At 66.2% G+C, this 22,735-nt stretch carries 32 protein-coding genes; 18 read left to right on the plus strand and 14 right to left on the minus strand.

Going from position 1 to position 22,735, the window contains the following annotated elements; translation table 11 throughout:
* Together ASG32_RS18570 and ASG32_RS18575 are read left to right on the plus strand one after the other, a co-directional pair.
* On the plus strand, nt 1–435 hold the full coding sequence (locus tag ASG32_RS18570) for a hypothetical protein (protein ID WP_056529054.1): 435 nt from the start codon (nt 1–3) through the stop codon (nt 433–435).
* Nucleotides 432–941: a hypothetical protein gene (locus ASG32_RS18575; RefSeq protein ID WP_056529058.1), complete on the plus strand. Its 510-nt coding sequence runs from the start codon at nt 432–434 to the stop codon at nt 939–941. The genes ASG32_RS18570 and ASG32_RS18575 overlap by 4 nt, the downstream gene beginning before the upstream one ends.
* A 12-nt stretch (nt 942–953) precedes the next feature.
* On the opposite strand, the gene ASG32_RS32705 is transcribed toward ASG32_RS18575, so the two are convergent.
* On the minus strand, nt 954–1,790 hold the full coding sequence (locus tag ASG32_RS32705) for a TIR domain-containing protein (protein ID WP_082557939.1): 837 nt from the start codon (nt 1,788–1,790) through the stop codon (nt 954–956).
* A 123-nt stretch (nt 1,791–1,913) separates the two neighbouring features.
* On the opposite strand from ASG32_RS32705, the gene ASG32_RS18580 reads away from it, so the two are divergent.
* The 15 genes from ASG32_RS18580 to ASG32_RS18645 all read left to right on the plus strand — a co-directional run bounded on the left by ASG32_RS18580 (nt 1,914) and on the right by ASG32_RS18645 (nt 14,211).
* The gene (locus ASG32_RS18580; protein ID WP_056529061.1) at nt 1,914–2,423 is read left to right on the plus strand and encodes an NlpC/P60 family protein; all 510 of its coding nucleotides are present in this window, start codon (nt 1,914–1,916) and stop codon (nt 2,421–2,423) included.
* Between the two features lie 320 nt (nt 2,424–2,743).
* On the plus strand, nt 2,744–3,298 hold the full coding sequence (locus tag ASG32_RS18585) for a tail assembly protein (protein WP_056529064.1): 555 nt from the start codon (nt 2,744–2,746) through the stop codon (nt 3,296–3,298).
* Complete coding sequence (locus ASG32_RS18590; protein ID WP_056529067.1) at nt 3,298–8,577, plus strand: phage tail protein; 5,280 nt, start codon at nt 3,298–3,300, stop codon at nt 8,575–8,577. The genes ASG32_RS18585 and ASG32_RS18590 overlap by 1 nt, the downstream gene beginning before the upstream one ends.
* Entirely contained in the window at nt 8,574–9,020 is a 447-nt protein-coding gene (locus ASG32_RS18595) for a hypothetical protein (protein ID WP_056529070.1), read from the plus strand. Before ASG32_RS18590 ends, ASG32_RS18595 begins: the two co-directional genes overlap by 4 nt.
* Complete coding sequence (locus ASG32_RS18600) at nt 9,017–9,382, plus strand: hypothetical protein (protein ID WP_056529073.1); 366 nt, start codon at nt 9,017–9,019, stop codon at nt 9,380–9,382. The genes ASG32_RS18595 and ASG32_RS18600 overlap by 4 nt, the downstream gene beginning before the upstream one ends.
* An 83-nt stretch (nt 9,383–9,465) precedes the next feature.
* A complete protein-coding gene (locus tag ASG32_RS33980) occupies nt 9,466–9,624 on the plus strand; it encodes a hypothetical protein (RefSeq protein ID WP_157862005.1) in 159 nt (52 codons plus the stop codon).
* On the plus strand, nt 9,608–10,372 hold the full coding sequence (locus tag ASG32_RS18605; protein ID WP_082557940.1) for a glycosyl hydrolase 108 family protein: 765 nt from the start codon (nt 9,608–9,610) through the stop codon (nt 10,370–10,372). Before ASG32_RS33980 ends, ASG32_RS18605 begins: the two co-directional genes overlap by 17 nt.
* Before the next feature lie 3 nt (nt 10,373–10,375).
* Nucleotides 10,376–10,993 carry a hypothetical protein gene (locus tag ASG32_RS18610; RefSeq protein WP_056529079.1) on the plus strand — a complete coding sequence of 206 codons (618 nt, stop codon included), beginning with the start codon at nt 10,376–10,378 and terminating at the stop codon, nt 10,991–10,993.
* Nucleotides 10,994–10,997: 4 nt separating this feature from the next.
* On the plus strand, nt 10,998–11,414 hold the full coding sequence (locus tag ASG32_RS18615) for a hypothetical protein (protein WP_056529083.1): 417 nt from the start codon (nt 10,998–11,000) through the stop codon (nt 11,412–11,414).
* Nucleotides 11,415–11,422: 8 nt separating this feature from the next.
* Complete coding sequence (locus tag ASG32_RS18620) at nt 11,423–11,947, plus strand: hypothetical protein (protein ID WP_157862006.1); 525 nt, start codon at nt 11,423–11,425, stop codon at nt 11,945–11,947.
* A 72-nt stretch (nt 11,948–12,019) separates the two neighbouring features.
* Nucleotides 12,020–12,349 (plus strand): hypothetical protein, encoded by a 330-nt coding sequence (locus ASG32_RS18625; RefSeq protein WP_056529089.1) that lies wholly within the window; start codon nt 12,020–12,022, stop codon nt 12,347–12,349.
* Nucleotides 12,342–12,578 (plus strand): hypothetical protein, encoded by a 237-nt coding sequence (locus ASG32_RS18630; RefSeq protein ID WP_056529092.1) that lies wholly within the window; start codon nt 12,342–12,344, stop codon nt 12,576–12,578. The genes ASG32_RS18625 and ASG32_RS18630 overlap by 8 nt, the downstream gene beginning before the upstream one ends.
* Before the next feature lie 10 nt (nt 12,579–12,588).
* A complete protein-coding gene (locus ASG32_RS18635) occupies nt 12,589–13,266 on the plus strand; it encodes a hypothetical protein (protein ID WP_056529095.1) in 678 nt (225 codons plus the stop codon).
* A gap of 106 nt (nt 13,267–13,372) precedes the next feature.
* Nucleotides 13,373–13,867, plus strand: a complete 495-nt coding sequence (locus tag ASG32_RS18640; protein WP_157862007.1) for a hypothetical protein — start codon at nt 13,373–13,375, stop codon at nt 13,865–13,867.
* Between the two features lie 125 nt (nt 13,868–13,992).
* Nucleotides 13,993–14,211 (plus strand): hypothetical protein, encoded by a 219-nt coding sequence (locus ASG32_RS18645; protein ID WP_056529101.1) that lies wholly within the window; start codon nt 13,993–13,995, stop codon nt 14,209–14,211.
* A 37-nt stretch (nt 14,212–14,248) separates the two neighbouring features.
* On the opposite strand, the gene ASG32_RS18650 is transcribed toward ASG32_RS18645, so the two are convergent.
* From ASG32_RS18650 to ASG32_RS18700, 11 genes are read right to left on the minus strand one after another with little or no spacing between them, the layout of a single operon-like run.
* Nucleotides 14,249–14,488, minus strand: a complete 240-nt coding sequence (locus ASG32_RS18650; RefSeq protein ID WP_056529104.1) for a hypothetical protein — start codon at nt 14,486–14,488, stop codon at nt 14,249–14,251.
* Nucleotides 14,485–14,775, minus strand: a complete 291-nt coding sequence (locus tag ASG32_RS18655) for a hypothetical protein (RefSeq protein WP_056529107.1) — start codon at nt 14,773–14,775, stop codon at nt 14,485–14,487. The genes ASG32_RS18650 and ASG32_RS18655 overlap by 4 nt, the downstream gene beginning before the upstream one ends.
* Nucleotides 14,775–15,221: a dUTP diphosphatase gene (gene dut / locus ASG32_RS18660; RefSeq protein WP_056529110.1), complete on the minus strand. Its 447-nt coding sequence runs from the start codon at nt 15,219–15,221 to the stop codon at nt 14,775–14,777. Before dut ends, ASG32_RS18655 begins: the two co-directional genes overlap by 1 nt.
* Nucleotides 15,218–15,787 carry a dATP/dGTP diphosphohydrolase domain-containing protein gene (locus tag ASG32_RS18665; RefSeq protein ID WP_056529113.1) on the minus strand — a complete coding sequence of 190 codons (570 nt, stop codon included), beginning with the start codon at nt 15,785–15,787 and terminating at the stop codon, nt 15,218–15,220. Before ASG32_RS18665 ends, dut begins: the two co-directional genes overlap by 4 nt.
* A complete protein-coding gene (locus ASG32_RS18670; protein ID WP_056529116.1) occupies nt 15,787–16,365 on the minus strand; it encodes a hypothetical protein in 579 nt (192 codons plus the stop codon). The genes ASG32_RS18665 and ASG32_RS18670 overlap by 1 nt, the downstream gene beginning before the upstream one ends.
* On the minus strand, nt 16,362–16,685 hold the full coding sequence (locus ASG32_RS18675) for a hypothetical protein (RefSeq protein ID WP_157862008.1): 324 nt from the start codon (nt 16,683–16,685) through the stop codon (nt 16,362–16,364). The genes ASG32_RS18670 and ASG32_RS18675 overlap by 4 nt, the downstream gene beginning before the upstream one ends.
* 1 nt (nt 16,686) lies before the next feature.
* A complete protein-coding gene (locus tag ASG32_RS18680; protein WP_082557941.1) occupies nt 16,687–18,621 on the minus strand; it encodes an AAA family ATPase in 1,935 nt (644 codons plus the stop codon).
* On the minus strand, nt 18,593–18,853 hold the full coding sequence (locus ASG32_RS18685; RefSeq protein WP_056529125.1) for a hypothetical protein: 261 nt from the start codon (nt 18,851–18,853) through the stop codon (nt 18,593–18,595). Before ASG32_RS18685 ends, ASG32_RS18680 begins: the two co-directional genes overlap by 29 nt.
* The gene (locus tag ASG32_RS18690; RefSeq protein ID WP_056529128.1) at nt 18,843–19,817 is read right to left on the minus strand and encodes a hypothetical protein; all 975 of its coding nucleotides are present in this window, start codon (nt 19,815–19,817) and stop codon (nt 18,843–18,845) included. Before ASG32_RS18690 ends, ASG32_RS18685 begins: the two co-directional genes overlap by 11 nt.
* Nucleotides 19,810–20,424, minus strand: coding sequence for a 3'-5' exonuclease (locus tag ASG32_RS18695; protein WP_206780037.1), 615 nt, complete (start codon nt 20,422–20,424; stop codon nt 19,810–19,812). Before ASG32_RS18695 ends, ASG32_RS18690 begins: the two co-directional genes overlap by 8 nt.
* A complete protein-coding gene (locus ASG32_RS18700; RefSeq protein ID WP_056529134.1) occupies nt 20,421–20,879 on the minus strand; it encodes a Holliday junction resolvase RecU in 459 nt (152 codons plus the stop codon). The genes ASG32_RS18695 and ASG32_RS18700 overlap by 4 nt, the downstream gene beginning before the upstream one ends.
* Nucleotides 20,880–21,092: 213 nt before the next feature.
* On the opposite strand from ASG32_RS18700, the gene ASG32_RS33985 reads away from it, so the two are divergent.
* Nucleotides 21,093–21,548 (plus strand): hypothetical protein, encoded by a 456-nt coding sequence (locus ASG32_RS33985; protein WP_157862009.1) that lies wholly within the window; start codon nt 21,093–21,095, stop codon nt 21,546–21,548.
* Between the two features lie 30 nt (nt 21,549–21,578).
* Here the strand turns inward: ASG32_RS33985 and ASG32_RS18705 are convergent, their stop codons facing one another.
* Nucleotides 21,579–22,472 carry an FAD-dependent thymidylate synthase gene (locus ASG32_RS18705; RefSeq protein ID WP_056529137.1) on the minus strand — a complete coding sequence of 298 codons (894 nt, stop codon included), beginning with the start codon at nt 22,470–22,472 and terminating at the stop codon, nt 21,579–21,581.
* Complete coding sequence (locus tag ASG32_RS18710; RefSeq protein ID WP_056529140.1) at nt 22,469–22,735, minus strand: hypothetical protein; 267 nt, start codon at nt 22,733–22,735, stop codon at nt 22,469–22,471. The genes ASG32_RS18705 and ASG32_RS18710 overlap by 4 nt, the downstream gene beginning before the upstream one ends.

Here is a 22,735-nt window from a genome sequence, read left to right on the forward strand (position 1 = left end):
ATGGCACTGAAGACCTTCGACTTCCCGTACTCGACGCCCCAGGACGAGTACCCCGCCGGCGCCACGGTCAAGTTCGGGCGCGGGTATCGCTTCGCCTCGGCGCCCACCGGCCCGGACGAGGTGATCCTGCACCTGAATTTCCCGGCCATGTTCGCCTTCCAGGCGGTGTTCGGCGCGGCGCCGGATCCGACCGTCGAGCCAAAGCTCAACATCCACGCCCTGGAGGACTTCTACAAGTTCCACAGGATGTACCTGCCGTTCTACGTCATGCACCCAAGGCAGGGCCAGATCATCTGCCGCTTCAACAAGCCCCTGGTCATGCCCAAGCCGATCAAGACCAGCCCGGGTGAGATCGGCGGGCGCGTCGTGAACGGCGTGAGCTGGCGCGTCTTCCAGATGGAAGCCTTCGACATCGAGATGCTGATCCAGCCATGACCGTTCCCAGCTCCCACGTCGACGAGGGTCTGAAGCTCACAGCTGACGGCGAGGTGATCCTCTACGAGATCAATCTGATGAACGTGCCGGACGGCGCGAGCGCGGTGCTGCGCTTCCGGGACGGCCCGATGGGCTCCTCGACCCAGTGGGACGGGAAGACCTGGGACCACCTGGCCGTGCAGTTCTCCGGCTACTCCCGGTCCTCCGAGGAGGAGAAGAGCCGGCCGACGCTGCGCCTGATGAACCCGGTCGGGATCTTCAACGAGGCCGCCTTCGAGGGCCGCTTCGACGGCGCGCTGCTACAGCGCTACACGGTCCTGCGCGACCACCTGGAGCGGGGCGTGGTGATCTCGAACAACGAGATGTACTTCATCGGCCGGGTAAAGGACCTGATCTCGGGCCAGAGCATCTCGTTCGAGCTGCGCTCGCTGTCGGACGGCCCGGATCAGTTGATCCCCGCGCGCATGTTCCTCCCGAGTGAGGGCTTCCCGTTCGTGACGCTGTGAAGCGTCTATTATTCAACGAGGGGCAAACTCACGCTTGATGGTTGCAATTACATCCCCAAAGATCTCTTTGATATTTCCCTTTTGAAATCGCAATTGCTGCAATCCCGCTATGTTACTAAACTCGTTCGTGCCATCTTCCAACAAGACTATCGCACGCTTGAAACCTAATTTTCCCTGAAAAAGACCAGTCTCATGTACAACATTTTCACGAGCATGTTCTTTTCCTTCACGATCAATGTCTTCACCCGTATGAACCAAAAGAGCCATTGAAGCTCTACTTGACATCTCTTTCAATATATCTTGAATATTATAACCAGCACGAGCGCCGGTCTCATAAGCCTCGACTTTAAAATGATGCTTGTCTTGCAAATGGTCCTTTAAATCGCGCCACAAGCCGCTTCGGCCGTGACCAATAAAAATGGTCACGTCTTTCAGAGCTTCTCCAACCGCGATTTTACTTTCGGCATATCTTTTATCCAAAACATAAAACAATTCGTCCAAATCTCTCTCATCGGAAAATCCGCCAATTGAACACTGAAGTGTGTTCTTTTGATATCGTAACGAAAAAGATGTTTTGCTACTTTCGCTATAGACGTGAATAGTAAAGTACTTTGACTTAACCGCCCGCTGGGTATGGGCTGGACGGGGATTAGTTACTGAGAAATCATCCCCGCCCTCAGTAAAATTCACATTAAAATATCGAACCTCGTCAGATCTTGACTTCAGCTTCTCGCCATATGCCTTCATTACATCTCGTATAGCCTCATAACTAAATCTAACATCATCATAATATTTATCTTTACCAAACACGGTATTCAACTGAACGGGCTCGTCTGCCTCCGGCATCATTTAGATCTCACATTTATGGCTCAGTTTGTGCCTCGCATCGTATGTGGGCTGGGCCTCAATGTCGACAGAGCAACGCTGTGATCCCCACTAGCAGATCGGTACGAAACGTACCATCTACTCGCCATGAAGACGGCGGGCCTCCTGGGGCGGGAGTTCAAGCACGGCGAGGCGGACTGCTTCTCGCTGATGCGCGAGTTCTACGCGACGAACTTCGGCATCCAGGTGCCCGACGTCGCTCGACCAGACAACTGGTGGGAGCCGGACGCCGAGGGCAAGCACCTCAACCTCTACCTCGATCTCTACCACGAGGTGGGCTTCGACCTGTTCCACGGGCACCCACGCAGCCGGCTGCCGGGCGACGTCATCCTGATGGCGATCCGCGCGCCGGTCGCCAACCACGGCGCGATCCTGCTGCCGGGCGAGAAGATCCTGCACCACCTGGCCGGCCAGGTGTCGTGCATCGAGAGCTACAACCGGCCGCTGTTCCGCGACACCACCGTCGCCGTGCTCCGGCATCCGCAGGTCGACGGCTCGAAGCTCCTCACCGAGACCGAGATCGACGCCTGGGACCTGGTCCCGCAGCGGATCCGCGACCAGCTCGAAGACGCGCGCCAGGGCCGCCTCGATGTCTGAGGCGACCATATCCGATCTGGCTGGCCGGTACGAGGATGACCTCCTGGCCCCCGAGCGCTGCGGCTTCGTCCTGAAGACCGGCGAGGTGGTCGAGGTCAAGAACCTGTGCCACGACCCGGCCAACGGCTTCGACATCTCCGGCGATGACCTCCTGAAGTACGAAGATCTCGCCGCCGCCTCATGGCACACACATACCGGGACAGACTGCAACCTTACCCGGGATGATCTTATCAGTTTCTTGAACTACCCACACCTTCAACACTATATCATCGGCTCGGACGGCGTTGCCTGCTACGCCGTAGAGCGGGGGCAGGTCATCCGTGCAGCGACGCATCCATCTCCACGGAAGCCTGAAGAGCATCCATCCCGAGCCCATCGTGGTCCATGCGGCGACGGTCGCCGAGGCGATCAAGGCCGTGACCCGGCAGCTGCCGGGGTTCCGCGGTAACGCCGTGTCTGGCCCGCTCCGGGTGAAGGTCGCCGGTCACGAGACCATCGAGGACCTGATCGCCCCGTCCAAGGTGCAGGACCTGCACATCTTCCCGCAGCTGAACGGCGGCAAGAATGGTGGCTTCTTCCAGGTGCTGATCGGCGCCGTGCTGGTGGCCGCCTCGTTCATCCCGGGCATCGGCCAGGTGTTCGCGCCGATCTTGCTGAAGCTCGGCATCCTCATGGTGCTCGGGGGCATCCTGCAGATGTTCAACACGCCCAAGCGGGACAACAAGGACCAGGTGGAGAAGAAGAGCCACTACCTGGGCACGCCACACAACACCGTCGACATCGGCACCCGCATCCCGATCCTCTGCGGCGAGGACAAGATCGGCGGCCAGTACCTGTCGTTCCAGATCGACGCTGTCGACACCGGGGGGATCTGATGAACGCGCCCCTGAAGGGTCGGAAGAGCCTGACCGGTTCGCAGCCGCGCTCGGCCACCCGCTACGACGACAACCTGTTCGGCGCCGACACCGTCGAGCTGATCCTCGCCCTGTCCGAGGGCCCGATCCAGGGCCTGAAGGACGGCGCGTCGAGCTTCTACGTCGGCGACGTGCCGCTGCTCGACAAGGGCACCGGCACCCCGAACATCTCCAACTTCGAGCTGCGGATGCTGAAGGGGACCAACCCCGCCGACAGCATCCGGCCGAACCTCGGCGGCTTCGCCTCGTCGAAGAACGTCGGGCTGCCCATGCGCGCCCAGAACCAGATGGTGGTGGCGCAGGGCGACAAGACCCAGATCGACTACATCGACATCCGGTTCGTGGTGAACCGCCTGCTGGTCGTGAGCACGACCGGCGGCGAGTTCGCCAACGGCATGACGATGAAGATCGAGGTGAAGCCGCGCTCGTCGAGCGTCTGGCAGATCCCGTTCGACAACGAGCCTCCCCCGCCGCCCGACACCTCCGGCGGCTCGAACTACCGCCCGGACAGCGTCCGGGCCGGCTCGCTGGTCAACGCCGCCCTGCACGAGACCTACCTCGCGCCCGAGACCGATCCGCCGCTCCAGGCCAAGGAGCAGGGGGCGATGTGGTTCATCACCACCGAGGAGCACTGGGCGCCGCGCGCGTGGGACGGCAAGGCCTGGCAGGTCCCCACCGGCCTCACCAGCTCGATCATCTCCGGCTTCTGGGTCTGGCAGTGGACCGACCACGTCGGCGACACCCGGCGCGCCTGGTTCTCGCCCTCGGGCGCCGCGCCGCCGGCCGGCAGCGTGACGGTGTTCGACTGGCTGCTCACTCCCGAGAGCGGCGAGATCGTCTACAGCTACAACGACACCAGCTGGGTCGGCACGCAGACCTTCCCGGACACGCCCATCGCGGCGCCCGGCAACGTGGTCATCTCCGGCCTGACGCGCTCGAACTACCCGAAGGAGTACCGGATCCCGGTCGCCCGGATCAACGAGCCCTACGACGTGCGCGTCACCCGGCTCGATCCGCCGACCACGAAGGACAACTTCAAGGACATCACGTTCGAGAGCATCCAGGAGGTCGTGGCCCAGGTCTACAGCTTCCCGGACCTGGCGCTCGCGCACCTGACGATCCGCGCCACCGACACCTTCACCAGCCTGCCGGAGTTCACCGGCATCTACCGGGGCGTCATCATCCCGGTGCCGTCGAACCACGTCTTCAACGAGACCACCCAGCTGTCCGAGTTTCCGGGGCTGTGGGACGGCACGTTCAAGATGGCCTACACCAACAACCCGGCCTGGCATGCGTACAACCTGATCAAGAACGCTCGGTACGGCAAGAACGCCTACTATCCCGAGGTCCCTGACCAGTGGGATTACTACGAGTTCGGCAAGCACTGTTCCGCGCACGGCTTCCGGTTCAACGAATACATTCAGGAAGCTCGGTCTCTGAACGAGCTGATCAACTACGTCGTGGGCATCGCCGGCGGTCGGTACGTCGACCGGGGCGACGGCTTCTCGACGGTGATCTGGGACGCCGACGACCAGCCGGCGGTGGCGATCTTCGCGCCCGAGAACACCATCGAGGGGAGCTTCAACTACAGCCTCACCGACATCACCGAGCGCAAGAACGACTTCAAGGTGTCGTTCAAGAACCCGGGTCTGGAGTACCGCGAGGACCGGGTGCGGGTGTGGGACCAGAACGCCATCGACGTCCACGGGCGCAACCCCGAGGAGTTCGTGGCGGTCGGCTGCCGGGATGCCGCCGAGGCGGTGAAGCGCGGCCGGCTGCGGCTGGCCACATCGCTGACCGAGAAGATCATCGTCAACTTCAAGACGAACCGGCTCGGCCGCTACCTGCTGCCGTTCCAGGTGATCCTGGTCGCCGACGACCAGTCCACCAACGTCATCTCCGGGCGCGTGCGCAACATGGAGCCGCTGCCGGCCGGCACCCTGCGGCTGCCGCTGCGCGACCAGATCTACCTGGAGGCCGGCATCAGCTACAGCGTCCAGTTCACCGTGTCGGACGCGGCCGGCGGCCTGCGCGTGGTGACCTACCCGCTGCAGGTCGATCAGCCGGGCGCGCAGAGCGAGCTGGTGCTCGCCCAGGCGCTCGCCGACACGCTGCCGGAATACGCCGTGTTCTCCATCGGCGCGCCGAAGGCGTTCCGCATCACGTCGATCAGCCAGGCCGACGATGAGCCCGACCAGCTGGACATCACCGCCATCGAGGTGAACCGGCTGAAGTGGGCCTTCGTGGACGGCGACGTCGAGCTGCGCGACCTGACCGGCCTGCAGACCGGCCCGCTCTCGAAGTTCGTCTACCCGGTCACCAACGCCCGGATCGGGCCCGACCTCGCGGCGGACGGCACCTTCAGCCTGATCGCGAACTGGGACGCCTCCGAGACGAAGCTGATCCGCGGCTACCGGGTCCGGCAGTCCGTGAACGGCCAGCCGGCCGAGATCGTGGCCGAGCCCGGCGACACCACCTTCCGGCTTCTGTCGCCGGCCCCGGCCGTCTACGCCCTGATGGTGACCGCGGTGAGCCTGGACGGCTCCACCGAGAGCGCCCCGGTGACGCTGAGCTACACGGTGGCCGACAGCACCACCGTGCGCTCCGTGGTGCCGCCCACCGACCTCGTGCTCCTTGACGAGCCCGAGGCGCCGATCTTCCGCGCCGTGAACCCGCGCTTCTCCTGGGGCGCCTCGGCCGACCCGCTGGTGAAGGACTACCTGGTCGAGGTGGTGAGCCCGGCCGGCGTCGTCGTCCACAGCGAGGCCGTGCAGGGCCAGCTCGTCTTCCCCTACACGCTGGCCCAGAACCTGGCCGAGAACGGCCAGGCGCTGCGCGCCTTCACCGTGCGCGTGCGGGCCCGGGACACCACCGGCCAGCTCTCGACCCCGGTCGAGCTGTCGGTGAGCCACCCGGCGCCGCCCGCGATCACCCCGGTGCTCGACAGCGTGTCGGAGACGATCTTCATCTCCTACGACGCGCCGCCCGGCGACTTCGCGGGCGTGCTGGTGTGGATGGAGCCGGCCTCCGGCTACGACCCGGCCGTGGTGCCGCCGGCCTACGACGGGCCGAACACCAACATCGCGCTGCCGGCGGTCCCCGAGACCACCTACTTCGTCCGCATCGCCGGCTACGACGCCTACGGGAAGACCGGGCTGAACGTGAGCGGGGAGGTGTCCCGCAAGGCCACCGTCACCCTGTTCGACGCCGCGCCGCCGCCGGTGCCGGCCAAGCCCACCCTGACCTCCGACGCAGAGACGGCGGCGGACGGCACGGTGACGGCTGTGCTGCGCGCGACCTGGGACGGCCCGGCCGGCCGCTACACCGTAGCGGTGGCGCAGGGCGGTGGTGGCTTCCTGGAGTTCCCGGTCAGCGACGCCAGCTTCGAGCTGCACGGGCTCCGGCCGGCCATCCCGGTCCAGGTGAAGGTCCGGGCCGTGGCCGCGTCCGGCTTCGGCCAGTCGGACTGGTCGCCGGTCGCCTCGATCACCACGGCATCGAGCAAGGCCAAGCCCGACAACCCGACCGGCGTGGTCGCGACCGGCACCTACCAGGGCGTCACGCTCTCGTGGACGGCGCCGGCCGCCAAGGACCTCGCCTGGATCGAGGTGTGGTCCATCGACCGCGCCTCCGTCGCCCAGTCGCCGCCCTCGGGCTCGGCGATGCGCAAGGTGTCGGCCGGGTCCACCTTCTCCTACGACGGCACGGTGCCGGTGCAGACGCAGCGGACCTTCTGGCTGCGCTCGGTCTCCACCTCGGGCGTCACCGCGGACGGCTACTCGGCGCCGGCCACCGCCACGAACCCGGCGATCTCCGGCGACGAGCTGGCGGACGGCTCGGTCACGAACGCCAAGATCGTGGCCGGCACCATCACGGGTGATCGGATCCAGGCCGGGAGCATCGAGGGCGACCGGATCAAGGCGGGCTCCATCGAGGGCGACCGGATCAAGGCCGGTGCGGTCACGGCCGACAAGATCACGGTGGGCTCGTCCACCATGGCGTCGTGGCTGAACGGCACCGACCAGTCCAAGATCGAGGGCGGCGCCATCGCCGCCAACTCGATCCAGGCCAACAGCCTGAAGATCGGTGCGCGCGGCGTGCAGCTCGTGGGCGTCTACTTCTACGCTGAGCGGGACGCCAACGGCGCGCTCACCAACAAGCTCGGCTGGACAGCCGGCCAGATCCTGATCACGGCCGACGATGGCACGCCCAAGGCGTACGATGTCCCGGCGGCCCTCGTCGGGATCGACGGCGGCTTCTGGTACGTGTGGTGGGACAAGCGCCAGCCGACCAGCGGTCTGCATGCCGGCAAGGACAACTGGCCCGACATCTCGAACGACGCCGAGACCATCCTGATCGCGACCATCTCGGGCGTGACCGGGCTGTCGGTGCTAGTGGGCGGCACGATCATCGACGGCACCCGGATCCAGACCGGGTCGATCCAGGCTGACCAGATCGCGGCCAATGCGATCCAGGCGAAGCACCTTGGCGCCGAGAGCGTGACCGCGAACGCGATCAAGGCCGGGGCGATCACCGCCGAGAAGGTCGGGGCCGGCACGCTGACGGCCGACTTCATCTTCGTGGGCGGCATCAACTTCCAGATCAACTCGGCCAACCAGCTGATCCGCCTCTACGGCAACGACGGCATCGAGCATCTCTCGATGGGCTACGTCGGCGTGTTCGACGGGACCGACGCTTACGGCCTCACCCTGCGCGACGGCCGCGGGCAGAACGTCCTGAAGGTCACCGACAAGGAGGCGGTGATCGAGGGCGCGTTCATCCGCGACGCCACGATCACTAACGCCAAGATCGGCGACCTCGCGGTCGACACGATCAAGATCGCCGGCAAGGCCGTTTCTCAGACCGTGTCGGCTACCTCGACTGGTCCGACAGCACAGCTCGCCATCGACAGCCGCTCGGAGACCAGCTCCTTCCAGATCCTCGCGTTCCGGCGAGGCGACGGCGGCCAGCCACATCCGGCGCTGGCCACGAACGGCAACCTGTACGTCGACTACTCTGACGACGGTGGCAACAACTGGGCCAATCTAAACGGCATCGTCAACATCTTCTCGTATCTCTATCAGCCAAACGTCAGTGCAAGCTCACTATTCATGATGCCGACAACGCTGGTGTTCAGCTGGACGCCTGGCGTCATCAGGTCGTTTATCCTACGAGTGCGCGACACGAACGGCGAGAACGTTGGTGGCGTCTACCTGTCCGTGACGGAGCTGGCGAAATGAGCGGCGAGCGCGACTACAAGACCCTCGCCGAGGCGGCCGTCTACGACGAGACAGGGCGGATCACGGGGGTGGTGAACCAGGCCATCGGCTTCACCCAGGACTGGCAGGACCGCGGTGAGCGGATCCTGATCGGTGATGCCGGCTGGGACCAACAGGAGTTCCGCACCACGCGCTACGTCAAGCTCACTGGCAAGACACCGAAGCTGGTGGACCGCCCGGTGCTGGCCGGCGTGCCGGAGCAGGCCACGGCGTCGGTGGGGACCGAGGTCTCGATCCCGCGCGTGCCGGCCTGCACCGTCCGGTTCGACGGCCCGGTGAGCGGCACGCACGAGCACCCGGGCGGCAGCCTCAAGATCGGCTTCACCCTGACCGGCACCTACCGGATCTCGTTCGAGGCCTTCCCGAACCTGCCCTGCAGCTTCGACCTGACGGTGACGCCATGATCTTCGGACCCGATCTCACCGCGCTGCGCGAGGCCGCCAAGAACCTGGCGAGGAGCCACTTCGTCGACCGGGCCGAGGCAGACGGCACGCCGGCCACCCTGCGTGCCATGTACGTGATGAAGGCGGCCGAGGCCGCCTCGGTGCAGGCCGGCGGCAGCTCGGCGCTGATCGAGGGCGAGGCGGCGCTGCGCGGCGTCACGCCGGCCGAGCTGGCGACGACCATATTGGATATGGCCAAGCAGTCCGCCGACCTGGAGCTGGCCCGGATGAAGGTCAACGTCGACATCGAGGCGGCGGCCAGCGCCGCCGACGTGATTAACATCTTGAACAAGTTGGGACTTGATCTGAAGATGTTCGCGTGAACCTTCCCCTAGGACTTAGGGGAAGGCATCAAATCTACTAGCAGACGCACCTATATGCGGGCATGCCCCGCAACCAAGCAATCATGGCCTACGGAACCCGCGCTGATCGAGCGCGTGCTGCCGTCATGGCCAAGCTGGCGAAGAAGTCGACCAGCGAGTGGCTGCTGAAGCTGATCCGGGCCGAATACGCCGCCGTCTATGGCGAAGCTGACCCGGAGAAGATCCATGCCGGCCTCAAGTAGCGCGGTGCGCCTGGAGCGCTGCCTCCCCTACATCTTCGAGGGTGAGGGCGGCTACACCAACAACGCGAAGGACCCCGGCAACTGGACCGGGGGCAAGGTCGGCAAGGGTGTCCTGAAGGGCACCAAGTACGGCATCGCCGCCGCATCGTTCCCGACGCTCGACATCGCCAACCTGACCAAGGACCAGGCCGCGGAGATCTACCGCGCGAAATACTGGACCACGGCCGGCTGCGACCAGCTGCCGGACGGCGTCGACCTGCCGATCTTCGACAGCTCGGTGAACTCCGGCCCGAGCCGCGGGAAGAAGTTCGCAGCAGCGACCGCCGCCATCGCGGACGCGGTCACCCGGATCAAGGCGATCTCCGGCCAGCGCCGCTCCTTCTACCAGGGCCTCTCGACCTTCAAGACCTTCGGCAAGGGCTGGCTGGCCCGCGTCGCGAAGATCGAGGCGGGCGCGATCAAGATGGCGCTGGCGGCTGCCGGCGCGAGCCCGGTGGCGGTGAACACCGCCCTGAAGGGCGAGGCCGCCACGTCCCAGACCAAGGTCAAGACCGGGACCACCGTCGCCACCACCACGGCGGCCGGCGGCGGCACGGGCACCATCGCGGCGGCGCAGCAGGGTGTCGACTGGCTGCAGGTCGGCATCGCGGTCGCCGTGGTCGGCATCGCGCTGTTCGTCGCCTTCCACTTCATCCGAGCACACCAGGAGCGCGCCAACGCCTTCCTGGCCGAAGCAGCAAAGGTCTGAGCCATGAACTTCGATGGGCTGAAGAACGTGGAGTGGGGCCCAGTCGCCGGCCAGCTCATGAAGATCGGCGCGCCGATCCTCGGCACGGTGATCGGTGGCGTCCCGGGCGCCATCGCCGGCAACCTGATCGGCTCGCTGGCCTCGGCCATCGGTGCCCCCGACACCACGCCGGAGGCGATCTCGACCACGCTGCAAGATCCGGCGGCTCAGGCCGCCGCGGTGCAGTTCGAGGCGGACAACAAGGCGAAGCTGGAGGCGATGGTCGAGCAGACCAAGCAGGTCCAGATCGAGCAGGCGAACCTGTCGCTGCGCGCCGAGATCACGGCCGGTGACCGGTTCCAGCGCTGGGCGCGGCCCTTCAATATGTACTGCGTCGGGGCGGTCACGCTCAGCTACGGCTTCGTCTGCGTCGCGGCGGCGATCAACACCATCGTCACCAAGGATCCGACCGCGCTCACGCACGTCGTGAACCTCGGTGCGTCGATCACCACCGTGCTGATCCCGGCGGGCGCCGTGGCGGGCGTCACCGCCTGGCAGCAGACCAAGGAGAAGCTGGCCGGCGTCATCCAGCGCCCGGCTCCGGCAGCCCTCGTGCCCGGGAAGCCGGTCAAGAAGGGCTGATCCCGTGGCCAAGGGCTCGCGCTTCCAGCGCGGCAGCATGCCCGATGTCCCTCACGAGAAGCGTGACCCGGACATCGAGCTGCTGTCGCACGGTCATTTCGGCCCGCGGATCGACCAGTCTCCGCGGATCGAGTTCGATCAGGTCCATCCCCTGCTGCAAGAGATCCTGATCAGGATCGACGATGAGGAAGCCAAGAACCTCAAGCAAGGGATCAACATCTTGGTGCGGTTTGAGCCGGAAGACTTCACCCGGCTCAAGACCGTCCTGAAGCTGATCAATATTCTCTTTGGCATCGGGAGGGTCATCAAATGGTCAGTGGCATCGTTTTTGGCCGGCCTGGCGGCGGTCGTGCTGGCCGGCGAGCATCTCCAGAAGATCTGGGGCTGGATCTTGAGCGCCCTGAAGCTCGTCAAACCATGAGGCACACGGTGAACAAGATCGCCTTCTGGACCTTCATCGCGATGGTCGGCGGCTGCGGCGGCTGGATGGGAACCAAGATCTCGAAGAAGAGCTACCCGCTCTCGATGATCGAGCGCGTCAACCTCACGCCCGAGGTCAAGCCCGGCGACCCGATCCTGCTGGCCCAGCACGTCGACCGCCGCGAGCAGTGCGATGTGGTGGTGAAGCGCACCATCAAGACGTCGACCGGCCAGCGGATCCCGGTGAAGCAGGCGTTCGAGGAGGACTTCGGGCCGCTCGGGGGCGACAAGTACATCTTGCCGGTCCCGACCGACCCGGCGGCCTCGCTCGGCGACGCCCAGATGTACTCGAAGGCCTACAGCTGGTGCTCGTGGCTCGACTACGTCGTGCCGTCCGAGGCCGAGAGCTGGACCCTGAACTTCAAGTTCGCCGAGAACACGGTCACCTTGCCGGCGCCGGGCAGCTTCGACGGCATCGGGGTCAAGGCCTCGCAGAGCAAGTCGGGGCACGGGCCGAGCACTTCGCCGCCCTGATCTTCTGAAGATGTTCGTGCCTGGCATTACAAGATGTCGGGCACCATATCCTGATCGAACTTCGAGAAGATCATGACCGGCGCTGTCGACTATCTCATCCTGAACGTCGTGCATCGCACGAACGAGGACTGGAGCCTCGTTCTGCCGCTCGACATGGATGACCTGGTCGGGGCGACGGCGATCTGCACGCTGCTGAGCACCAGCGGCGGGCGGATCGAGCTGCCGGTGACGGTGGACGCCGCCCAGAAGCAGCTGGTGACGGCGGCAGAGAGCGAGGTGTTCGAGGTCATGTCGCCCGGCAACTACTCGGGCGACGTGCTGGTGACGCTGACGGGCGGCCGGGACCTGGTCACGCACATCATCAACCTGGAGCTGAAGCGGGGGGTCTCCCAGCGTGGTTGAGATCGTCTCCACCAGCATCCAGCGGCGGGTGACGACGAGGCGCGTGACGCGCTCCACGGCCGGTCAGACACCGCCGGCCGCCGAGGTCGTCGAGTACGTCGTCGCCAAGGTCGGCGTGCCCGGCCGGGAAGGGCCGCCCGGACCGCCGGGCCAGGCCGGCCCGCCCGGTGAGGGCACCGAGACCGATCCCGGCGACCTCACCCTGCTCTTCGACAACAAGCTCATCTGAGAGGACTATCATGGCCAGCCTGGCGACCCGCCTCACCGACCTCACCACCCGCATCGCCACCGAGTTCAAGTCGCTGCGCACGCTGGTCAACGGCAACGCGAGCACGAACGCCGCCCTGAAGACGACCGCCAAGGGCAACCTGGTGGCGGCGATCAACGAGCTGTTCGACAAGGCGGCCGGCGCCGGCAGCGGCGACATGCTGAAGTCGACCTACGACACGAACGGCGACGGCACCGTCGACCGGGCGGCGTCGGCCGCCTCGGCGGACGCGGTCGCGTGGGGCAACGTCTCGAACAAGCCCGCCAGCTTCCCGCCGAGCGCGCACGACGCCTCGCTGATCACCTCCGGCACCATCGACCCGGCCCGCCTGCCGGTGATCGCCTCCCAGATCCAGGTGGCGTCCTCGGGCGATCTGACCGCGCTGACGGCCGCGCAGCAGAGCACCATCGGCCAGGGCACTGTGGTCACCACAACGGACGGCTTCCGGTGGGTCTACTCGGGCTCGGGCTCGAAGACCGCCGCGGGCAGCTACATCCAGCTGGCCGACATCACCCCGGAGTGGGCGGCCATCGCGAACCGGCCCACCAGCATCTCCGGCTACGGCATCACCGACGCCTACACCAAGTCGGAGATCGGCAACCCGGACACCGACCTGGTGACCATCTTCGAGACGGGGCTCGCGGCGTAAGATGTCCTCGCTGGCCGAGCGACTGATCCTGTTCTCCCAGCGGATGCAGGCTCAGTACAATAACAAGATCGCACCCCGCCTCCTCCCCCCGGGAGGGGCGGGCGGCATGATGCTGATCCGGGCCAGCGATGCGGCCAACTCCTTCGGCTGGGCGATCCCTGCGATCCTTCCGCAGACGCACTTCTGCGACGTGTCGGGCCAGGGCGTGAAGCCCTACGTGACGGACGGCAACACGGCCTGGCCGCGCGTCCCGATGAACCAGAAGACGGCGGATGCGGAGAACCTCTTCGACGGGCCCAGCAACTGGTACGTGGTCCCGGAGACGGGGCTCTACCTGATCAACGCCTCCTTCCGCCCGCCGGACGGAAGCGGCAAGCAGTACGAGTTCGGGTTCGGCGTCCACACCGCGCAGGGCGACGGCCCCCACTTCCTCTGGACCTTCCGGCCGAACGCCTCGCGCTACACCGCCAGCTACGCGCGGATCGCGAAATGCACGGCCGGCGATAAGCTGCGGATGTTCATCTACACGGACTACCAGGTGTGGGAGCAGACCGTGTCGACTGCGGCGATGCAGATCGGCATGATCTCGAACAAGGTCTGATGTTCGGGACCCTCACAGAACCCACCGTCTGGGTCGTGGTGATCGTCGCCTGCTCGGTAGTCGCCTGGGTCGCCGACCGGCAGGCGCGATTGGACGAAACGGACCGTGACGGCTAGAACGCCGGCATGAGTGAGAGTGCCAAGATCATCCCGTTCCGAGGCGCCAAGCCGATGCCGAAGCCGCCTGCCGGCGCTGACCAGCATCCGCTGCCATGGCGCCACGAGGGTGGCTTCGTCTTCGACGCCAACAACCGCCTCGTAGGCAGCACGGTGCAGCAAGCGACGGCAGAGTGGCTCACCAAGGCCGTCAACTCGCAGCTGGAGCCGGACCACCTCGACAGCTGAAACGCGAGAGGCCGGCGGTCACCCGCCGGCCCCTGTCTCACTCCTCGATGATCACACCAAGGGCTGTGAGCTGACGGTCCAGTTCGGACAGTCGATCCTCGAAGTAGGGGACCAGCCCGGCTGCCGCCGCCTCCGCGATGGCCTGCTCCTGGGCCATGCCGTGGAAGTGGACGTTGAAGTAGCGGGTGTCCGGGTTCCGTACGGCGCTCAGCTTCGACACGACGTCGCTGCGCTCCTTGGTGAGCTGGTTCACCGCGTACAGGTTTTCGAGCTTCATCGCCGCCGGTCCTCCACCATCACACCGCGGTCCGGCTTGGCCGGATGAACCGGCCCGTCGTCCGCGTCGACCCCGAGGTCTTCCAGCGCCTTGGTGTTTACCACGAGCTGGTCGTTGTAGAGCTGGCTGATGGCGCGCAGGCATGCCTGCCGGACCGCGCCCTGCGCCTCGCTCCCCTGGATCTGCACCTTGATGTCCTCGTCCCCGAGCGCGGCGGCGATGCTGGTGCGCAGCCGCTCGCGCTCCTTCATCAGCTGGTCGACCCGGTAGCGCTGAGAGAGCTTCATCACGCGGCCCTCCCCACGCCGGTCGAGCCGAAGCCGCCGGTGCCTCGCGCCGTCTCGTCGAGGCTGTCGACCTCCTCGAACACGGCCCGCGCCACCGGCACGATCACGCCCTGCGCGACCCGGTCGCCCGGGTTGACCACGAAGGCGCGCTCGGTCGCGTGCAGGATCACGCCGATGCCACCCCGGTAGTCGGCGTCGATGACGCCCGGCCCGTTGTGGACCGTCACGCCGCTCTTGGCCGACAGCCCGGACCGCGGGCAGACCAGCAGGGCGAGCCCCACCGGCAGCGCGATGGCGATCCCGGTGGGGATCAGCGCCCGGCCACCGGCCTCGATGCGGACCGGCGCCGGGATGTCGGCATGGAGATCCATGCCGGCCGCCTGGTCGGACCCGTAGGTCGGGATGATCGCGGTCTCGGTGAGCCGCTTCAGCTTGATCGACGTCACGACTTCTTCTCCGGCGGCTGGTTGAAGGTGAGATCGCGGACGGGGAGCTGCTGCCCCGGCGGCTGGTCGGGGTAGCGGAAGCGGTCGTCCTGGCCCCGGCTCTTGTCGAAGAACTCGATCAGGATCATCACATTGAAGGCGATGTGAGCCAGGTGAGGTAGAGCGCTCTCCGGGTCACAGTCTTCGCCCTCCCGGAACGCATCGACGTGGCGCTGGAGACTGTCGATGGCCGACGTCCAGCTGCCGCCCTTGCGCCAGTTGTTGGCGTTGTACTTGATCGCCCCGTATTCGAGCACCGCCGCCGTGTACCGGCCGAGGCTCGCCGGGATGAGCGTCATGCGGTGCTTGCCGGAGTTGAAGCGGTCCATGCCATCGACGGTACGGTCCGTACCGTCAACTGCGGGCACAGCAATGCCCTCCATGATCTTCTCGGCGTGCTCCTGGGTGATGGGTCCAGCCGGCGCGGTCAGCTCCTGGATGCGCTCCAGCGCGGGATCCGGGCCGCAGCTCGGCGCGTCGTCCGGTCCTGGCAGCTTGCGGATCATGAACTCTGGTTCGTCGGCCATCAGATGAGGTCCTCTTTGAAGAGCTGGTAGAAGCGCCGCGTCCACGACACCGCGGCGATCTCCGGGGTCACGGGCACGATGTGGATGCCGAGCTTGTTCTCCTCGGCGATCTCCCGGTCGGCGGGGTCCATGTGCTCGAACATGAACAGGCGCTCGTCGAACGAGATGGCTGTGTCGGCGTCCTTGATCGCCTCGAACGCCCACATGGGGATGCCGTACACGACGCTGATCCGGGCGATCATGCAGGCGTCGGCCGCCTCGATGCCGGGGCACATCCGCTTGATCGGCCGCGGGATCTCCCCGGTCCACATCTCCGGCACGTCGTGCATGAGCGCGGCGCGCTTCCGGTGCAGGCAGTCACCGACAAGGTGGGACAGGAGGAGCGAGTGCTGGGCGACGTTGACGGCGCGCTCGCCGGCACCACCGTAGCGGTTCAGGCGGGACAGGGCGCGGCCGATCAGTGGCGGCGGCAGGTCGTCGGCCTCGAAGTGGTAGGCGTCGATGCGCCGACCGGAGCCGAAGTAGACCTGGGGGCCCGGGAACGGGCACGCGGGGGCGGGTGTGGCGACCTGGATCACGACCGCGCCTCCGTGAAATACGGCCGGGGGCCGGCAGGCACCCGACGCGGACGGCTGTAGAGCTGGGTCCAGCCGTCCTTCGTGGTGCAGGTCACCATCTCGTGGGTGCCGGCCTCGTAGCGGGCACGGGCCTGCTGGATCCGAGCGCGCACCGCTGGTGGCCAGGGATCGCCGACCGGCTTCACCGCGACCAGGAAGTCTTCCCAGCCGGGCCGGGCCGGCGCCGGCCGGCCTGTCGGCCGGCGGACGCCGTCGTCCACTGGTGGGGCGTCGGCTGCGCGGATGCGCAGGCCCATCGCCCGAAGTTGACGGTTTACCACCTCAGTTCTCCAGCGTGATGACCCGCGAGCAGGCGGGGCGCTTGTGGGTGATGACCAGGATCTGGCTGAGCTTGCCCTCCAGGGCGCACAGGGCGTCGTGGAGGTGGCCGGCCCGGTCGTTGTCCATGGACGCGTCCATCTCGTCCCCCATGAAGACGGGGAAGACGCCGTTGGTCAGGATGCGGCCAAGGCCCAGGCGGACAGCCAGGTTCGCGCACACCTTGCCGGAGCCCGACAGGGTGTTGAGCGGCTGCCCGTCCACCTGGATCTCGAAGTCCTCGTCGACCGCGATCCGGCCGCGCGCACCGCCGGTCATCTGGTTGAGCAGATGCGAGGCGACGCGCGAGAGCGCGGGCACGAGGTACGTCTTGGTGTCGGCACGCAGGTCGTTCATGGCCTGCTTGCCGTTGCGCCAGCTCTCCAGCTCGCGCCGGAGATCGGTGAGCCGGTCGCGGCCCTGCGCCCAGTCGGCGAAGGAGCGCTGGTAGGTCGCCAGCTGGGCGTCGTAGACCTGCACGGCTGCCAGCAGGGTCTCAGCCTGCGCCAGCCGGTCCGCGGAGGCGACGGCGCGCGCGGCGGCCAGCGTGTCCCGCACCGAGGCCGCCTCGGCCTCCCAGGCCGCATGGCGGGCCGCACAGCCGTCCCGGGCGGCGCACACCGCCTGGTAGGCCCGCAGCTCGCCGGCCAGGGCCTGGATCTCCATCCGGCTCTTGCCGTCCACGCCCAACTCGCGGAGCGCCTTCTGCACGTCATCGACGTGGACGGCGCCCTTGGCCTCGCGCGGGTCGTGGACTAGCTCGGCCGCCGGCTGGACGCCCTCCAGCTCCTCCCATTGGGCCAGAACCTCCGAGGTCCAGCGCTTCAGGGCAGCCAGCTCGGTGTCGAGGTCGAAGCCCGGATCCGGGCGGTCGAGGCCGCCCAGCTCGGCCGCCACCCGGGCGATCTCCGCATCGGCCGTGGTGAACGGCTTCCCGCAGGGGCACAGGATCTCCGGCGTCTGCTTGAGGCGCTTCAGATCGCGGATCAGACCCTGCGCCTGCTGCTCGGCCGCCGCTTGCTCGCGGGTGAGCGCCGGCCGGGGGAAGTAGCGCTCGACGAACCGCTGCCGGCGTTCCCACCGCTCCATCGCCACTGCGGCCAGCTCGGCGTCGGCCAGGTTAAAGTCGTAGGTGCGCAGACCGAGGATCTGGTCGGCCTTCTCCAGGGTCGCCAGCGGGATGTCGGTGGGCGCCGGGCCCACCACCGGCACCACCGGCTCGTTGGCCAGGAACGCCTCGGCCCGGACCACCGCGTCGGCGGCGTCCCGGAGCTGGCGCACCAGCTCGTGCAGCTCGCCGGCCGGCCAGTAGCCCTCCGGCTGCACCGGCTTCACCGGCTCCGCGCCCAGGCCCGCCTCCAGGCCGGCGATCTCGCGCGACAGGCCCAGCGCCTGCTCGCCGCACCAGCTGGCGATGGCCTCGATCTGGTCGGCGCCGATCAGCTTGTCGACCATGGCCTTGCGCTCGGTCGGCAGCATCTTCGACAGGCGCTCGGCGTCGCCCTGGTTCGCGACGTTCGCTACCCGGAACACGTCCAGGCCGTAGCCCAGGATCTTCAGCAGCAGGGCGTTGACCGGCTTGGTGCCGACCGCGAGCGGCCCGGTCTCGGTGCCGAGCGAGGCGTTCTTCGCCGTGCGCTCGATGTAGTAGCGCTCGCCCCGGATCAGGACGGTGCCGGAGGCCTTCAGGTGCTTGTAGTCGGCCGCCGCGCCACGGAGCGCCTTGTTCCCGAAGAGCAGGAACTCGATCATCTCTAGGCACAGCGACTTGCCGACCTCGTTCGGGCCGACGATGCCGGTCATGCCGGCCTTGAAGTCGATGGTGCGGTCGAAGTGCCGGCCGAGGGGGAAGTGGTCGGTCGGCGGGAACCTAACCGTAAACGCGATTTGCTCGATCATAGTGCGCCTGCAGAATAGGGGCCTTGCCAAGCGAGCGGAACGTGTCCTTCAGACGGTTCAACGCCTTGGTCGCGGCCAGATCATTGTGGATCACGTCGAGCGCAGCCTCGAACTCTGCGTCTCCACGAGCGGCGTGCTTGCAGAGGAAGGCCAGCATGGCCAGCTCGTCTTGAGTGAACTGGACGTCCTTCATCAGGAGGCCCAGTCCGACCTGGTAGAAGTTACCCGTCACGACCGAACACCTCGGAAAGGCGCTCGTCGATCTGAGCGCGGACCTCTGGGATGATGTCGTGGGCATCGAGCGCCTCGCGCGCGGCTGCGCTGGTGTCGAAGCCCTCCATCGAGATGTCGGCGGGGGCCTCGTCGTCCTCGCCCTTCACCCGCTCGATGTTCCAGGACAGGCAGGCCGGCGGCTCGCCGTCGAACTGCTCACCGGGCGCGAGCTGCAGCCGGACGACGGTGTTCGACAGGTCGCCGGCAGCCTCCAGCTCGGCCAGCGTCAGGGTGGCATATCGGATATGGCCCTGGCCGCCGTCCTCGCCCTGCGCGTAGGGCTGCATCGAGCCCACGACGTCCACCAGGACGCCGTCCCGGGTGAAGGTGGTGGGGAGGTGGACGTGGCCGGTGTAGGCCCGGGTGATCCCGGCGGCAGCGAGCGCCTTCGTCGGGATCAGGTTGTGGCCGGACGTCCGGGGATCGACGTCCCAGTGGCCGTAGGCGACGGTGCAGCCCTGCTCGCGCATGAGCCAGGCCGCCTTCTCCACCATGGCCTCGGCCGGCTCGACCGGATCCCAGGGGAACAGAGTGAAGTGCGGACCGACGAGGACGTCGGTGACCGGCTTCACGTTCGGCAGCACCAGCATCAGCCGGCAGAAGATGTCCCAGGCGGTGACCTCGCCGAGGTCCCGGCTGTCGTCGTGATTGCCCTGGAGGATGTAGTAGGTGGTGCCCGGGTTCAGCTGCGCCGCCGTGGTGTAGGCGGTGGCGGCGAAGGCCAGGTCCTCGTAGGAGACCTGCGGCTTGTCGAACAGGTCGCCCATGGTGATGTGCGCCTTGAGCCCGTCGACCGACAGGTGCCGGTTCAGGTCGAGGCGGACCAGGTTCTCGCGCTCGCCCCGGCGGTCGAGCGGCACGCCCTTGAGGAAACGGCGACCCAGGTGCGGGTCGCCGAGGCGGTAGATCTCATCGTCACGCATTGAAGATGGCCCGGATCTGGTAGAGGCAGTCGTGCAGCGCGTTGTGCGCGTCCCCGACCGGCTCGATGGTTTTCCAGAACTCGCGACGGTTCTCGTGTCCCCGGCCCAGCAGATAACTGTTCAGGTCGATGGCCTCGCGATAGTGAAACGGCTGCATCAGGCCGTACTGTCGGAAGTACGAGCCGATGAAGTTGAAGTCGAACGTGGTTGGCTTGCCCCAAAATGCTCTGGGACACAGGCTCGAACCTTCGGCGACCCAGTCCCAGAACGCCTTGATGACGATCTGCGGCGGCTCGGCGCGCGAGAGGATGCCGCGCAGCACGTCCGGCTGGTTCATCCACCAGTCGCGGGTGTCCTCGGCCCAATAGCGGCCGGGCGGGACCTGCAGGGCCCGGTCGAAGAACTTCGGGTCGATCTCCTTCGTGTGCCGGTTGAAGCGCACGGCAGCGATCTGGATCAGCGCGTTCTCCTCCGGGTTGGTCCCGGTGGTCTCCACGTCGATCATGTAGTCGAACATCGGCGCGCCGGGCTGCGGCTGGAAGGCCGTGCGGTGCTCACGCTCGATGGCCACCTCGTTCGGCCCGATCTGGACCAGCTCTTCCTTCACCACAGTGGGCGGCTTCCCGCGGGGGTCTGCTCCGTCGTACATTGGAAGCACCTCATCTCGTCCCAGCTCAGCGACTTGCGGCCGGTGTCATTCTGGTGAGCCCGGATCCGAGACATGGCGAGTAGATACCAGTCGTCGGTCTCCAGGCGGTGGACCAGCACCAAGTATCCGCCGCCGGCCGCAACGATGCGGGCGCCGTGAGCATTCTGCCCCTTCTTGAGGAGCTTGAACTCGAACAGGGTTGGGTGCTGGGTCGACTTGACTTCGCAGAAGAAGGTCTGACCCTTCACCGCGCAGATGTAGTCCGATGGGGTAGCGTCCATGCCGGCGCCGACCCGGCCGGTCAGGCCCCGCACCGCGGCGGCGTCCTTGATCCGGTAGAAGTAGCCCGCCTTGCCCAGCGCCGCGATGGACGCCTCGAAGCGGGCCTCGGTTGGTTTGCCGGTGTTCTTCATGACGGTACGTTTCGTACCGAACTACTAGCACGCACGCAAGCGCAGATTGGTGCCCGGTCAGACCTTTCACATCACCTGTGAGATGCGGTCGGTATCCTTAAGTGGCCTTCAGCATAATTCTAACGTTGATAGTCCAACGTTCCCAACTATGGAGTTGATTTACTGCCGATAGGCAATCTGACTAAGCGCGATGGTAATAAGGATCTATAAAGCATGATTTGGGCTTCACTCATATCCGTCGCGACCTTGATAATATCTACAAACAAGGCATTCACCGACGCGATCTTAATTCGCTCAAAATCTGAGCCGGAAAAAGCAAATGAACTGACCAAATTTTCGGTCAATATATTTCTGCTTGCTTCAGTTATTGCATTCAACGCTGGTGTATTTGCAGTTTGGTGGCATTTCGGTGGATCACTGTTACGGCTAAATCTCGCTACCGTTGCTTACATCGCCGCTCTGCTCGCTTTCGTCGCACCGATAATATGGTGGGGCATTAAACCTCAGATGCTTCCTTTTGGAGACTGGTTATCAATTAAAGCTCTCGGCCGAGTATGTGGCGCTGATCGAGCAGTGATATTGGGGCGCACAGCGCTGTGCTTTGCGCAGATCGCTAGCACCATCTATGTTATTACCGAGTATGTGGTTGCAAACCGCATACTCGGTTGATGTCCCAGTGTCGGCTTGAAGATTTCGACACTACTTGGCCAGAGCGCGCTCACCCGCGAGGGTCTTCCGGTACTGGATCCAGCCGGTCAGGTTGCCGTGGAGCTTCGGGTGCTCCCACACCGGCTCACCGTCAGCGTCACGGCCGATGATCCGGTCCGGCGTCGCCTGGTGCTCGGCCGGCGAGGCGTGCATCGGCCGGGCGGCGACGAGCGCATCGTGGCGCGCCTCCTCCTCCTCGGGCGTCAGCTTCGCCTCGTGGAACGGCGTGTAGCTGACCTGCGCGCAGCGGGTCACCGACTGCTTCACCCGGCGGTGCTGCGGGCCGTGGAAGGTGGGCCGCTCCCCGGGCTTGGTGACGTAGGGGAGGTGCCACTGGCCCGGGTCCAGTATCTGCGCCGGGCCGAAGTCCTCGACGGCCTCCTTCATCGCCACCGCCAGGTCCCGGATGTGGGGCTCGGCCGCCTTGTCGTCCCGGAGCGCGTTCCAGTTCGACAGGTCGACGGTGGTGAGCACCACGTCGATGTGCAGGAACGGGGCGAGGAGCCGGTTGGCGGTCTGCTTGTGGTAGCCGGCCTCTGCGAAGGCCTCGGCCACCTGGGCGGCGGCGTCCCGCGCATCGAGCCACGCCCGCTCGCGGCACTGCCACCGGCCGTTGGAGAGGACCTGGGCGTCATGCTCGGCGCCGGCCTGCATGCCCTTCTGGTTGGCGCCCCAGTAGCGGGGCACGAACGGATTGGTCCGCACCTCCTCCAGCATACGCGCGGTCGGCACGGCCCGGCTGGACCGGGCGTTCCGGGAGAACACCCGGTGGGTCATCAGCTCCGCGTGGATCTGCAGCGGGTAGCGGAGCTGGAAGGTGGTGAGCGGCGGTGCGTCCTCGCCGACCGAGCGGCGCAGCACCTTGGCTTCGATCTTACACGTCATTCGCGGAACCCTGCCATGATCTCGGAGACCCGCCCACCGTTGACGCCGAAGCGGCGCCCGATGGCGGCGTAGCTCTCTTTGGGATTGTCCGTCGCGTACCGATGGATCTCGATACGCAGCTCCGGGGTCACCTTCTTCGAGGTGACGGGCGCCCGGCGGACCGGGGGCCGGCGGCGCAGCTCGTCTGCGAGCTGCTCCAGTTCTGCGTCGCCGCTCTCGGCCGCCTTCTCGCGAAGGCGGCGCATGATCTCCGGGATCGTCAT

Source organism: Methylobacterium sp. Leaf361 (genome assembly GCF_001424445.1).
In the GTDB taxonomy this organism is placed as follows: domain Bacteria; phylum Pseudomonadota; class Alphaproteobacteria; order Rhizobiales; family Beijerinckiaceae; genus Methylobacterium.